The 13384-nt window shown below is 47.1% G+C and carries 13 protein-coding genes and 1 riboswitch; of the genes, 5 read left to right on the top strand and 8 right to left on the bottom strand.

Features of this window, described 5'->3' with window-relative positions; all coding sequences use genetic code 11:
* Positions 1-8: 8 nt before the first annotated feature.
* The 3 genes from PGH26_RS01500 to PGH26_RS01490 all read right to left on the bottom strand — a co-directional run bounded on the left by PGH26_RS01500 (position 9) and on the right by PGH26_RS01490 (position 3712).
* Complete coding sequence (locus PGH26_RS01500) at positions 9-1016, bottom strand: ABC transporter substrate-binding protein (protein WP_323692272.1); 1008 nt, start codon at positions 1014-1016, stop codon at positions 9-11.
* Positions 1017-1134: 118 nt separating this feature from the next.
* A riboswitch (cobalamin riboswitch) is annotated at positions 1135-1319 on the bottom strand.
* 291 nt (positions 1320-1610) lie between these two features.
* Positions 1611-3278 (bottom strand): arginine--tRNA ligase, encoded by a 1668-nt coding sequence (argS, locus tag PGH26_RS01495; RefSeq protein ID WP_323692271.1) that lies wholly within the window; start codon positions 3276-3278, stop codon positions 1611-1613.
* Positions 3275-3712, bottom strand: coding sequence for a YwiB family protein (locus PGH26_RS01490; RefSeq protein WP_323692270.1), 438 nt, complete (start codon positions 3710-3712; stop codon positions 3275-3277). The genes argS and PGH26_RS01490 overlap by 4 nt, the downstream gene beginning before the upstream one ends.
* A gap of 163 nt (positions 3713-3875) precedes the next feature.
* Here PGH26_RS01490 and PGH26_RS01485 point away from each other — a divergent pair, with 163 nt between their 5' ends.
* Positions 3876-5933, top strand: coding sequence for a transglycosylase domain-containing protein (locus tag PGH26_RS01485; protein WP_323692269.1), 2058 nt, complete (start codon positions 3876-3878; stop codon positions 5931-5933).
* Positions 5934-6040: 107 nt separating this feature from the next.
* On the top strand, positions 6041-6247 hold the full coding sequence (locus PGH26_RS01480) for a hypothetical protein (protein ID WP_323692268.1): 207 nt from the start codon (positions 6041-6043) through the stop codon (positions 6245-6247).
* A gap of 133 nt (positions 6248-6380) precedes the next feature.
* Here PGH26_RS01480 and PGH26_RS01475 read toward each other — a convergent pair whose 3' ends face one another.
* Positions 6381-6917, bottom strand: a complete 537-nt coding sequence (locus tag PGH26_RS01475) for a YwhD family protein (RefSeq protein ID WP_323692267.1) — start codon at positions 6915-6917, stop codon at positions 6381-6383.
* Between the two features lie 68 nt (positions 6918-6985).
* Between PGH26_RS01475 and thmT the strand changes: the two genes are divergently transcribed.
* Positions 6986-7171, top strand: a complete 186-nt coding sequence (thmT, locus tag PGH26_RS01470) for a 2-hydroxymuconate tautomerase (RefSeq protein ID WP_025785549.1) — start codon at positions 6986-6988, stop codon at positions 7169-7171.
* A gap of 58 nt (positions 7172-7229) precedes the next feature.
* Here thmT and PGH26_RS01465 read toward each other — a convergent pair whose 3' ends face one another.
* Both PGH26_RS01465 and PGH26_RS01460 read right to left on the bottom strand, forming a co-directional pair.
* A complete protein-coding gene (locus PGH26_RS01465) occupies positions 7230-7736 on the bottom strand; it encodes a YwgA family protein (RefSeq protein ID WP_323692266.1) in 507 nt (168 codons plus the stop codon).
* A 15-nt stretch (positions 7737-7751) separates the two neighbouring features.
* Entirely contained in the window at positions 7752-9050 is a 1299-nt protein-coding gene (locus PGH26_RS01460) for an HD domain-containing protein (protein ID WP_323692265.1), read from the bottom strand.
* Between the two features lie 174 nt (positions 9051-9224).
* Between PGH26_RS01460 and PGH26_RS01455 the strand changes: the two genes are divergently transcribed.
* Positions 9225-9857 carry an RsfA family transcriptional regulator gene (locus PGH26_RS01455; RefSeq protein WP_323692264.1) on the top strand — a complete coding sequence of 211 codons (633 nt, stop codon included), beginning with the start codon at positions 9225-9227 and terminating at the stop codon, positions 9855-9857.
* Between the two features lie 23 nt (positions 9858-9880).
* Here PGH26_RS01455 and lipL read toward each other — a convergent pair whose 3' ends face one another.
* Positions 9881-10723: an octanoyl-[GcvH]:protein N-octanoyltransferase gene (lipL, locus tag PGH26_RS01450; RefSeq protein WP_323692263.1), complete on the bottom strand. Its 843-nt coding sequence runs from the start codon at positions 10721-10723 to the stop codon at positions 9881-9883.
* Positions 10724-10942: 219 nt separating this feature from the next.
* On the opposite strand from lipL, the gene hemQ reads away from it, so the two are divergent.
* Positions 10943-11695, top strand: a complete 753-nt coding sequence (gene hemQ / locus PGH26_RS01445; protein ID WP_323692262.1) for a hydrogen peroxide-dependent heme synthase — start codon at positions 10943-10945, stop codon at positions 11693-11695.
* A 406-nt stretch (positions 11696-12101) separates the two neighbouring features.
* On the opposite strand, the gene PGH26_RS01440 is transcribed toward hemQ, so the two are convergent.
* Positions 12102-13067, bottom strand: coding sequence for a nuclease-related domain-containing protein (locus tag PGH26_RS01440; RefSeq protein ID WP_323692261.1), 966 nt, complete (start codon positions 13065-13067; stop codon positions 12102-12104).
* Positions 13068-13384 lie beyond the last annotated feature (317 nt).

Raw genomic sequence — 13384 nt, 5'->3', positions numbered from 1 at the left:
CGGGTTTCTCACTTAAATGCCTCTGGGTAGACTGCTTTTGCGACTTCTTCAAGTCCTTCAGCAAGACGCGGACCTGTTCGGCTAGTTAAGTTTGAGTCGACTTGAACAACTTGATCTTCTTTGACAGCTGTAATGTCAGCGAAGCCGTCACGCTTTTTGACGCTGTTGATCACGTCAGGTGTGTAGTCGTGCATGATGACCATGACGTCCGGATTTTGTTTTACGATTTCTTCAGGGCTGATCATGATCCATCCATCTTCGGTTACGACGTTTTCAGCGCCGATCTTGTCGAGGATTTCTTGCATGAATGTGTTTTTACCAGGCACGTAAATTTCAGGTACGTCTGATGTTTCTACGATGACACGTTTAGGAGTTTCGATGTCGTCAGTTTTTGCTACGACTTCTTCCACTTTCGCTTTCATGTCTTCCACGACTTTTGCCGCTTCTTCTGATTTGCCAGTTGCTTCGCCAATTGCTTCGATTGTGCTGTACGTTTCGTCGAAGTTCATCGCATTCTTCACGATGTAAACGGGAATTCCAGCATCACGGATTTGTTGGTAGCCCGCTTCAGAACCAGGAAGTGACATTTCGTGTCCGAATACCATTTCGGGATTCATGGAAATGATTTTTTCAATGTTGAGGTTCATGTCACCTATTTTTTCTTTCTCTAATGCGTCTTCCGGGTAGTCGGAATAGTCATCGACTGCAACGATTTCGTCGTCGAGTCCGAGTGCAAATAGAATTTCCGTGTTGCTTGGAAGTGTAGAAATGATGGTTTCTGGTGCTTTTTCAAGTGTGATTTCTACACCAGTTGCATCTTTTAGTGTCATTGGGTAAGTTGCGGCGTCGGCATCTTCACTTGCTTCTGAATCGGATCCGTTATCTTTGTCGGATTGCTCAGTTGTTGCTGCGTTGTTATCTGTTCCTTTGTCTTTGTTGTCGTCTGCTCCGCCACAAGCGGTTAAAAGCAAGACAGCAAGTACGGCTGTCAGCCACAGTTGCCACATTTTTTTCATGGAAAGTTCCTCCTGTTTTGTCCAAACAAAAATCCCCCGTACTGTTTTCGGAGGATGAGCGCATTGGAAATGAGGCAGACTTCGCCAAATTTCACCATGTCTATCCTCGTAGATCTCGGGTGATTATCGAAAATAGGCAGGTATCCTGGCTTGTGCATCAATGCTTATTTTGTGCCGGCTGCGAAGGGTTTTCGCTGGCATTCTCAAATAAGCTCGCACGTACAGTGGCGGGACCGCGCCGGACTCTAACCGGCTTCCCTTTTAACCCCGATCGTTCGAGGCACCTTTTTCGCGTTTGTTATGTAATTTGCTACATTCCTATTATACAGAAGTGTCTGCAAATGTCGAGAGCTGCTGGTGAATATTGTCATGGGGATGGGAGATGGAAGGTTTGGGGTGTCGGACACTTGGGAGATTTGTTCTACATTCACGGAAGTTTCTCCGACACATACGGGCATTTCTCCATCACTTAGCGAAGTTTCTCGATAACGGGACACAATTCAGCCCGGTTTGAGAGATTAATTGGTAGCGCTTCGCTTCTATCTTAATACGAAAAAAGCCCTCCACGTGGAGTGGAGGGCCTAAAAATATAAATTACATACGTTCTAGTGCTGCGACGCCAACGAGTTTCAATGCATTGGCAATCGTTGTGCGGGCTGCTGTGATTAGCGCCAGGCGTGCTTCAGATAGCTCGCGGTTGTCATCATCCAATACTTTTTCCGCGTTGTAGAAACTGTGGAATGTGGATGCGAGTTCCTGAATGTACGTCGTGATGCGGTGCGGTGCGCGGAGGCGTGCAGCGTCACTGACGAGTTGCGGGAAGTCCCCGATTTTTTTGATCAAATCAATCTCTTTTTCCGCTTTCAGCAAGGAAACATTCGCAACAGATGCGGATACGCCTTTTTCTTCAGCTGCACGTAAAATCGATGAAATTCGAGCGTACGCGTATTGTGCGTAGTACACCGGGTTTTCATTTGATTTCGAAACAGCCAGGTCCAAGTCGAAGTCCATCTGCGCATCGCCGGAACGCATTGCAAAGAAGTAGCGCGTTGCGTCTAATCCAACGAGTTCAACGAGTTCGCGAAGTGTAACGGCTTTACCTGTACGTTTACTCATCTTGAACTTTTCGCCATCTTTATAAAGCTGCACCATTTGCGCGACTTCCACTTCCAGCGTGTCGCGGTCATAGCCAAGCGCTTGGATAGCTGCTTTCATACGAGGAATGTAGCCGTGGTGATCAGCACCCCAAATGTTGATGAGTTTATCAAATCCTCGATTCAATTTGTCTTCGTGATACGCGATATCCGGCATTAAATATGTGTATGAACCATCGTTCTTAATGAGCACACGGTCTTTGTCGTCGCCGAATTCAGTCGAACGGAACCATGTCGCGCCTTCTTCTTCAAATACGTGGCCATTTTCGCGAAGCTTGTTCAGCGCAACGTCGATTTTGCCGTCTTTGTACAATGAAGTCTCTGAGAACCAGACATCAAATGGCACACGGAAGTCTGCTAAATCTTGCTGCAGTTTGCCAAGCTCGATTTTCAAGCCATATTCGCGGAAAAATGCGTAACGCTCTTCATCAGACACGTGCACGAATTTGTCGCCGTATTCTTCTACTAGCTGTTTAGCGATTTCAATGATGTCAGGACCTTGATAGCCGTCTTCCGGCATTTCCTTTTCAAGTCCCAGTTCGCCAAAGTAACGTGCTTCTACTGAATACGCCAAGTTTTCCACTTGTTTTCCCGCATCGTTAATGTAGTATTCGCGGGATACGTCGTAACCGGCAAAGTCGAGGATGTTGCACAGGGAATCGCCGAGTGATGCACCGCGAGCATGTCCTAAGTGCAAATCTCCTGTTGGGTTTGCTGATACAAACTCGACTTGGATTTTCTCGTTTTTACCTGAATCATTGCGGCCGTATTTCGCCGATTGCTCGACTACTGTTTTCACCACGTCATCCAAGTAATCCTTTTTCAAGACGATGTTCATGAATCCTGGTCCTGCAATGTCGATCGATTCGATAGATGTTCCGGTTTTATCCAACTTTTCAAGAATTGCTTCTGCAATCGCACGCGGAGGCTTTTTCGCTAATTTCGTAAGCTGCATGGCAATGTTCGTTGCGTAATCGCCGTTTTCTTTACTTCTCGAGGTTTCCAGCTTAATGGCCGGTACGTCTGTCTCTTCTACTAAGCCTGTTGCTAGAACTGCGTTGTGCAACGCGGTTTTAACTTCGTGCTGAATCTGTTCTACTGCATTCATAAGTTTCCCTCCGCATAGTGAATAGTTAGTTGGTACGTGCCAAGCAAGGATTGTTCGGAGTGCATGTCGTAATGCACATGGAATTCTCCTGTTGTTTGTTCATTTTTAATGGAAAGTGCTTTTGTTACGACGAGCAGGTCCATCGCGAGTGGTCCGTTAGCGTATGTCCCGACACGTTTGCCGTGCAATTCAAACGGCAGCCGCATTCTTATGGCGCCCGTCCGCATGACAAGCGCATCTTCCGGGTCAAGCTTGATCATCGTTTTTATGATTTCACGGTTTTGCTCTTCTTCATAGCGCAAATAACGATTGCCTGATTTTTCAATGATGGTTCCTTCTACTTCGAGCTCGTATTTATCGGTTTCCTGTCCGGGATGTTGGATTGCCGACTTTAGCTTAATCGTTACCGGCATCGCCGAGTTTTGCGTTCCCATCCGCTCACCGCCTTTAAATTCATATATCTCTCTATTATAGCCGTTCCACTGTCCTTTTTTCAATCATTGCTTGATGAGGTGCGTTTTTTCCAAGTCTTCCGTTTAATTTGACTAGACCTTTCGCATACTACTCTTAAAAGAGTGTCGAGAAGGATGGGATGATATGCGGCGAACGGACTATGTAAAGAAGAATAAACGCAGAGCACGGTTCCGGTTCGCCGGGCTGCTTGCGATTACTGCGGCCACTGCGCTGTTTACAGTGCTTGTCTGTCTAAGAGTGTATGCACAAATCGCGGGTCCTCCTTCGTTGAGCGTCCCTGAAGCATCCGTTTTTATGGACCGGAATGATCGGCAAATCGGTGATCGTTTTTCAGGCGAGCGGCGTTATTGGGTCGATATTGACAAAATGTCCCCTTCTTTGATCGATGCGTTTGTCGCTGTTGAGGATCGAAACTTTTACAAGCATAACGGATTTGACTACAAACGGATTGGCGGCGCTGTGCTGAAAGACGTGAAGGCACGTCGAAAAGTGGAAGGTGCGAGTACAATTACGCAGCAATACGCACGGAATTTGTATTTATCCAACGAAAAGTCTTGGACCCGCAAGGCCAACGAAGCGCTTTACGCCTACCGGATGGAGATATTTTACGATAAAGAAAAAATCTTAGAAGGCTATTTGAATACTGTCTATTTTGGACATGGAATGTATGGCGTGGAAGCGGCGAGCCGGTATTTCTTCGGAAAGCCGGTGGGCGAACTGACACTAGAAGAGGCGGCTACGATCGCTGCGATTCCAAAAGGCCCTTCGATTTATTCCCCTGCTGCCAATATGGAGAAATCAACGTATCGGAAAAAAATCGTGCTGCGGCTGATGGAAGAACAAGGTTTCATATCCTCCGAGCAGAAAGAACGTGCGGCTGAGCAGACGATCGCATTGAAAACTGAGGATTGGTCCAGCACTAAAGATGTCGCTCCCTATTTTTTAAATGAGGTGTGGCAGGAGGCTGAAAAGATTTTGACGGATAAAGGCCGATACCCTGCTGAAGGCGGCTGGACCATTAAGACGACGCTCGACTTGAAGCACCAAAAGACGGCAGAAGATGTGATTGCGGACCGGATGCCGAAAAATGAACTGCAGCTTGGGTTCGTTGCGATGAAACCTGAGACCGGTGAAGTGACGGCAATGGTCGGCGGGCGCAGTTATGCAGGCAGTCCGTTCAACCGGGTGACCCAGGCAAAACGTCAGCCTGGTTCTGCGATGAAACCCATTTTGTATGCAGCGGCGTTAGAGGACGGGTTTAATCCACTCACTTATATTTCGACGGAGCAGACGATTTTCACGTACGACGATGGTCGTTCTTCGTATGAACCGAGTAATGTGAATGGGAAATTCGGGGACCACCCAATTTCACTTGCGCAGGCAGTTGCCGTGTCGGATAACATTTACGCGGTGAAAACGCTGGAGGAGGTTGGCTATAAAAAGTATAATGCGATGGCCGAAAAGTTGGGGATCAACGTGAAATTCCCAGAGTCTCCAGCGGTTGCACTTGGGACGTCTTCCGTGACACTCTTTGAAATGACGAGTGCGTATAATCGGATTGCGTCCGGCGGGAAGAAAATTGAACCTGTGATGATTTTATCCATTGAGGATTCTCGAGGAAAGCTTGTGTATGAGCATCCCGAGCAAACCAAGAAACGCGCAATGACGGAGCAGAATGCTTCTGTGTTAACGCATTTATTGACTGGCATGTTTGACCCTGTATTCAATGATTATTTAACTTCGACAGGCATTTCGATGCGCGCGAAACAGTCGCGTCCATATGCAGCGAAGTCCGGAACGACGATTTCCGATCAATATTTGATTGGCTACTCCCCGACGCTGACTGCGGGTATTTGGACAGGCTATGACGTCGGGAAACAGCTGGAAAATGCAATCGATAAATCGGTGTCGAAGCAAATTTGGATTGAATTCATGGAAGGAGCGCATGAAGGGTTGAGTCCTGAGCCGTTCCTGCCGCCAAAGGGCGTGAAAGGCGTAACGGTGGATATCGAGACGGGCGGATTAGCAGTTGAAGGCTGCAGCAAGCAGCGGCTTGTATATCTGAAAGAGAAGGACGTTCCGAAGCAGCTGTGCACGGATAAGACGCTGCGCGAGTCGCGATTGAAAGGTTCGAAGAAGGAAAAGGAGTTCGAGTTGTTCCCATTTTCGTTTTTTGAGTGAGGCTGGCAGGTTGGATTTCGGGATGGAGCGGGTTTTTGGCTGGAATGAGCGGTTTGGGCGTGGTAACGAGCGGGTCGGACGGCGAAACGAGCGGGTTCTGAGTCGGAATGAGCGGGTCGGATGGCGGAACGGGCGGGTTCAGCGCCGGAATGAGCGGGTCGGATGGCGGAACGAGCGGGTTCAGCGCCAGAATGAGCGGGTCGAGCGCCAGAACGAGCGGGTTCAGTGACGGAACGGGCGGGTCAGCGCCCAAACGAGCGGGTTGCCCAGCAGATTTTATTACAACAAAAAAGCTTCCTGCCTGTTGGGTCTAACGGGCGGGAAGCTTTTTGTGTCGGGCGAGCCCGAGTGTCCTAGCTTAGCAATTGCAAGCTATCCTTAGTTTACTTCGTTTTGTCGCGACATACAACCATCGATTGTCGACTTTCCGTGATTTTTCGAATCATTTCATAAATGCGGGGATGATTCACTGAGATCGATGTGCAGTTTGGGTTCGCTGTTGTTCCACATTTCTTCATTGTGCTCTTTCAGGAAATCCGCTAAAATCTTTTTCGATTTTTCATCCATATTGTCGACGATAATGCGGCGCTTCATGGATTTGTCCATCAAATTCACGTGATCTGCGAGCAGCTTGTAGCCGCGTCTTTTTTCGCGATTGACGATCATTTCGCATGACGTGACTCCTGCATAGTACGGTCCGTTTTGGTTGAAATCAATCGTAACCCATACGAGCCAATACAGCTTGCCGCCCTCGGAGTCTTCACGGTTTGTTGTGAACTTGATGCCCCGCTCGATGTCGCTTTTCGCATGCATGGCGCCAATTTCGATAGACGCCAGTCCTTCTTCCGTGTCCACCATGACAGGTGTAATGTTTTCCAAAGATAATGATCCGATGCCGAATCCTTTGTGCCCGTCCGTTGGATCATTCTTTATAATGGTAAACCCTAACTTTTGCTTTGGTTTCGGTTGCTGTTCGTCTGGCATTTCCGCAAACCCCTTTCTATCTGGTAGTATATCTACTATACCGAAGTTATTCGAAAGGTGGAAATTGTATGCCGTATGTAACTGTTAAAATGCTGGAGGGGCGCACGGAAGAACAAAAGCGTGCGATGGTCGAAAAAGTGACGGAAGCTGTTATGGAAACAGCGAATGCACCTCGGGAAAACATTGTTGTGTTCATTGAAGAAATGCCGAAGAATCATTACGCGGTGGGCGGAAAACGATTAAGCGATCAATAACAATAAGCCGGATGCATCAAGGAATTCCCTTGTGCATCCGGCTTTTTTGCGGAATGGATTATGCGGCAGCACACGCTGCCATTTCTGTGATGAATTCAAAGGCAGCATCCATCTCTTCATCCGAAAAGTTCAATTTATTTTTAACGATGCGCACCTTTTCAATTTGTTCGGCACGCTCTAAATGGTCGAAATAGAGTAACGTGGATACGAGTTCCAAAAAGCGTGAACTCTGGCCGTTTAACTTGCTGATGCATGGTGCAAGTGATTGCTTAGGGGCATCCCCTGTCTCTGAAAACTTAAGCCCGTCTTCGGTTGCGTGGTACGTATATTGGACGTATGACCCTTTGTCCGTGCAGGTTTCATCCAAAAAGCCCATTTCACACAGCTCTTCAACGCGCAGCGTCAGCTCCTCTGAATAGGGGCCGTACATGTGCAGTTCGTATTTTTCTACGAAAGGAAATGCCATCTTTTTTAATATATAGACCATCTTCTGCAGCTTTTTTCTGCCATTCACTTCATCCGCCAGGGAAATCATTTGAACGATTTTCGCGTGTTCCGCAAGCATTGCGCACGCTCCTTTCTAGCCTCTTACCAGCTGTAAAATTTCTTTATATAGAGGATTGTCCTTTTGTCCTGCTTCAAGTATGTCTTCAGGGAAATAGATTTTGTGGTCCGTACGGCGTTTGCCGGAAATGGCATCGACGATATCGGATGACCGGGACAGTTCGCTCAACTCCCCATTTGGAAGTTGTAAATAGATTGGAACGCGTTCGTTTTCTTCTCCCGGACGATAAAAATCGTACGGCAAATCGGAAGAAGAGTCCGTGACTAAATAATACTCGGGATCAATGCCTGCTTCTTTGAACAATGCATCGAGCTGTCCGATTTTACGATACTCTTTCGCAGGATCGAACTCGGCATATTGAAATAGCTTACGATTAATGAACCGGCGGCATAAATCAGATAGAATCGGGTCCTTCTCTTTCATCCAAAGCTGGAAATATGTAAATAGGACGCCTTCGTCTAGAGAAATATAGTCTTCAAGCGTGATGGTTTTATCGAAAAAAGAACTGAATGGTACAGGTTCTTGCTGGAAGCGATAGCCATCCTTATACAGTGCTTTTGCGCGATGCAGGATCTTGATGAGGATCACTTCTGCACTGCGCGAAACGGGGTGGAAATACACTTGCCAGTACATTTGGTAGCGGCTCATGATGTAGTCTTCGACGGCGTGCATGCCGCTCGACTTGATGACGACTTGTTCTTCAGCAGGACGCATGACGCGCAAAATCCGCTCCATGTCGAAGTGACCGTACTGAACGCCTGTATAATAAGCGTCTCGCTGTAAGTAATCCATACGGTCTGCGTCAATTTGGCTGGAGATCAGGCTGATCACGAGCTTGTCCTTGTATGTTTTGCCTACGACATCCGCGACACGCTGCGGAAACTCCGGGCTTACGCGGCTGAGCACGGCATTCACTTCCGTGTCTCCTAATAAAATCGCTTGGGTGAACTTTTCGTGGTCCAAGTCGAAAACTTTCTCAAATGCATGTGAAAACGGTCCATGGCCGAGGTCATGAAGGAGTGCTGCGCACAGCGCAACCAGTCGTTCATCCTCATTCCATTCAGGACGCCCTCCGAAACCGCTGTCGATGATGCGGCGGACAATTTCATAGACGCCGAGCGAGTGCTGGAATCGGCTGTGCTCCGCTCCGTGAAATACGAGATACGTTGTGCCGAGCTGCCGGATTCTGCGCAGCCGCTGAAATTCCCGGGTGCCGATGACATCCCAGATGACGCGATCTCTCACGTGAATATAGCGGTGTACCGGGTCTTTAAACACCTTTTCTTCTGTCAGTTTCTCATGCTCGTACGGCATATCGCACCTCCGTTCAACGTTTCTCCAGTATACCAAAAATCAGCACGTTCGACAGCGGCAAATGGCACATTCAAAAAAAGAATGAAAGTATCAATCTTTTGTTCTGTATAAAAATCTTACGAGCTGTCCATAATGTCAGTAGAAAGAGAGAACGAATTATGGGAGGCATTGGAGATGGTTAAAATTAGACAAGATGCATGGTTAGAAGAAAACGATACACTATTGGCAGAGACGGTACTCCGTCACGTTCGTGAGGGCAGCACACAGTTGAGTGCATTTGAAGAAGTTGGAGATGCGCTGAATCGAACTGCAGCGGCATGCGGGTTTCGCTGGAACGCTGTGGTAAGACAAGACTACGAGAAAGAATTATCACAAGCGAAGAAAGAACGCAAACAAGCATTGCGAGTGCTAGGTTCAGATTTCAAACGTCGTGCGACTCCGCTTTATTCCGTCCAGACGAATGAAGAAGAACAACGCGCAGCATCCGTCCCGCTGTCTGCCCTTTCCATGGACACGGTGATCGCATTCCTCATTCGCATGCATCACTCAGGCGGTACAAATAATGATGCGCTTCGTTGGCAGCAAACCGCAAAAACTGCCCAAGCCCGCGTGGCTGAGCTTGAAAATATGATAGAGCGTCTGAAAAAAGATAACAGGACAATCCGGGATGATTATGAGCAATTTGTTGAAATCATGAACCGCGCACGCCGCTTGGTCACATTAAACGAAGAGGGCAAGCATACTGCACCGGCTTTCAAAATGGAGCAAAACGGAAATTTAATCTCAAAAGAACCGCCTATTCACTAATAGGCGGCTTTTTTATGTTTTCATTACACTTTAACTATCATTTTCGCATTCCGTTCAACCACACGATTTAAATAGAACGCATAAAGTTCCATTTCCTCTTCGCGGAAGCCGCCAGACTGCACATTTTCTGCAAGTACGTGCAATTGCTTTTGGATCCGGAGATTGACGTCTTGGACAGTAAGCGGATGGTCGAGCAGTTCGGATAAGGAAGCCATCGTTTCTGGTTGAATGACAGGATAAGCAAATTTCGTTGCCTCTCCGCCAAGGCCCGTTTCATATAAGCCTTGGACGAGTGCTGCCCGTTCGCTGCCGCTGCCTTCGATACATAGATAGACTTGCACGGCGACGCCTTGTCTTAATCTGCGCTGGGAAATGCCCGCGAACTTTTTCCCGCCGATGCTAAGATCATAGCTTCCCGGACAATACGATCCTGCGATTTCGTAGGCTTCGATACGGTCACCGGCTTCAGGAAACAGCATGCGGATAAATTCCAGCATGACGTCATACCCGACGGAGATATCGATGGAACCGCTCTGTTCGGATAATACGATAGAAATATTGAGCACTCCGCTGTCGAGTACGACGGCAAGCCCGCCCGAATTTCGGACGATGGTTTTGTATCCTGCATTGTGAATTGCCGGTAAGGCACGTTCTAAATGCGGAAGCCGATGATCCTGGACACCGAGTACGATGGTGTTGTCGTGGACCCATGTTCTGACAGCAGGAGCACTTTGCTGCTGGCCGACCAGCTGACAAAGGGTATCGTCTGCTGCGAAGGATTCTAATGCGGAACGACTTTTGCCCGATAGGGATTCATCTATATAACGCCAAGTCGGGATGGATAAATACGATTCAATTGCTGACATAAGCAGACTCCTGTGTGTAAAAGTTTTAGGTTTGATTACACTCAGTTTACACTACAAGCCGTTCCTCTTCCACTCGCTTCCGGGTGTCGAATTCGTGACAACCGGTGTCACGGCTGAATTGAAGTTGTCCATTATGGTACACTGAGAAAAGAACGGCTGCCTCGGAGATAATTCTTCGTCCACCCGTACGAATCTCAATTTAAAGGAGTTCGATTTCACATGATTGAAGCAGCACAGACGCTGGATGGCTGGTATGTATTACACGACTTCCGCACAATGGACTGGACCTCTTGGAAACTCATTTCCAAAGAAGAGCGCCAGCACGCGGTTGACGAGTTCGTCGCGTTCCTAGATAAGCTGAATAAAGCGGATGAAAACAAAACAGGCAGCCATGCATTTTATACAATCGTCGGTCAAAAGGCGGATTTCATGCTCATGACGTTGCGTCCAACGATGGACGAATTGCAACAGCTTGAAGCGGAATTCAACAAACTTTCGATCGCAGACTTCACGCTTCCTGCGTATTCTTACGTATCAGTAGTGGAACTTTCCAACTACTTGGCGGGTGGGGATTCAGATGAAGATCCATATCAAAACCCATACGTTCGCGGACGTTTGTATCCTGAACTTCCACGCAGCCAATACGTTTGCTTCTACCCTATGGACAAGAAGCGCGAAGGCGATGTCAACTGGTACATGCTCGACATGGATGTACGTAAAGAAATGATGCGCAGCCACGGTTTAATCGGCCGCAGCTATGCTGGAAAAGTGAAGCAAATCATCTCTGGTTCAGTCGGTTTCGACGACCACGAATGGGGCGTTACTCTGTTCGCAGATGACGTGCTTCAGTTCAAGAAGTTAATCTATGAAATGCGTTTTGACGAAGTGAGCGCGCGCTACAGCGAGTTTGGCGAGTTCTTCGTAGGAACCATTTTACAGGACGAGACACGCGCCGATTTCTTCACGGTGTGATGCAGAAGTTCGTTTTAGCTGTACCCGGGAGTGATCCTGGGTGCGGCTTTTTTGTGTTTTGGAGTAGTTTGGTGATTTGTGGAGGGGTTGCTGGGAGTAGAATCACTTTTTCGTGAGTTATGAGGGAGCGGGTGGCTTGGGTTATGATCACTTTTCCTGAGTTATGAGCGATTTGCTTGGGTTATGATCACTTTTCCTGAGTTATGAGCGATTTGCTTGGGTTATGATCGTTTTTCCTGTGTTATGAGCGCTTCCTCATGGTTATGATCACATTCTGGGATTTATGATCACTATCGACTCCCACTGCAATAAAGCCACCAACAGACACATAGATTTATCCATACAAACTCTACATTCAAGCAAGTAACCGCACCAAAAAACGCTTCGCAATGCGAAGCGCAGCAAATCAATCTTGGTTTTCCCTGGCGAGCGTATAAGTTGTTGCTTTTCGTGTCCCTGCCTTCTGAAGTATCGGACTGGACAGCAGCCGTTTTGCTGTATGGCGGCACGTCAACCCCGTAAATCCGCAAAACTCGCGATTGGTCAGCGATTTCCCGATCAGCATGAAATACTCCTTAATGGCTTGCTCATAAGGTGCCCGGCTTCTATGTCCGCAAAAAGGACAGCTCCATGTGTTTCCTTCACGCACGATTGCCTGTTCATTGGAGCAATTGTCACATAAGACTCCATTTTTTAATTCAGCTGGATGAATTCCATACCGTGAAGTTAATGGAAATGGATTGTATTCTTGATGACTGGATAGGAATGTGTGTGCAAGTTTGTAGATATCTTGTTTGGATAGTATGGGTGACTCAAGAGGTAATTCCCTGAAAAAGGCAGGTGCTTCGTAATTCGGCAGGATTGGCATTGTTAGTGGTTCTTCAATGAGGATTTCGTTGTTGTGGGCAAATGTGATGAGTCCAGTTACTGGTAATTGAATGTTCTTTTCGTGTAACCAACCTTTTAAAAAATGGATTTTGCGTTCAACTTCGGCAATTGGATTTCTAAAAACAGCACGCGAGCCCGTTTGCGATTCTTTTAGAAATTGTGTCGGATTCGCTTTGACTATGATTTTATCCGCAACATTCTTAACTTCAGTAATAATGATTCGATCGGGAGCAATGAATAATGAATCAATTTGAAATTGCACTCCATTTTGCTGAAGACTGATGTCATGCAGGATTGCATGCGGGAAGTCGGTATGGACTTCTTTCATGCAGCGGTCGTATTCCTGTTCGCCCCCGAATCCAGCACGTATTTTATATAATTCTTCTTGGATGAATCGATACTTTTCGTGCGCGGGAGACAATCTCCTTGCGAGTGATTGAAGTCCCTCTAACTGCTTCGGTTTTGTCCGTTGTTTATAAAGCATTGGCAACCTTCCCTTCATTTTCATTGAGTATAGCTAGTTTACATAGTAATTGGAATAGATTTTGCCAAGTTCGCATTTTGGGCTATTTTCATGGGGCAAACTTGAAGTTTGATTGGCACATTTCCTGCTTCACAGCTTTTGTAAACTATAATGCGTTGTGCTTGAAACCTTGTAAGGGCTTGATTTGTTGGCGCTTCGCTTATTTTTTGCTGGGTCTTGTTGGAATGGGTTCATGTCTGAGAAATAGGTGGTTTATTTTGAGGACTTTTTGTGATTTATGATTATTTTTCTCACTTTATGAGCGCTTTCCCTGGGTT

The sequence above is a fragment of the Sporosarcina jeotgali genome, assembly GCF_033304595.1.
GTDB classification, from domain to species: Bacteria; Bacillota; Bacilli; order Bacillales_A; family Planococcaceae; genus Sporosarcina; species Sporosarcina jeotgali.
The sequence above is the reverse complement of the archived record's forward strand: the minus strand, read 5'-3'. Positions and strand labels throughout refer to the sequence as shown.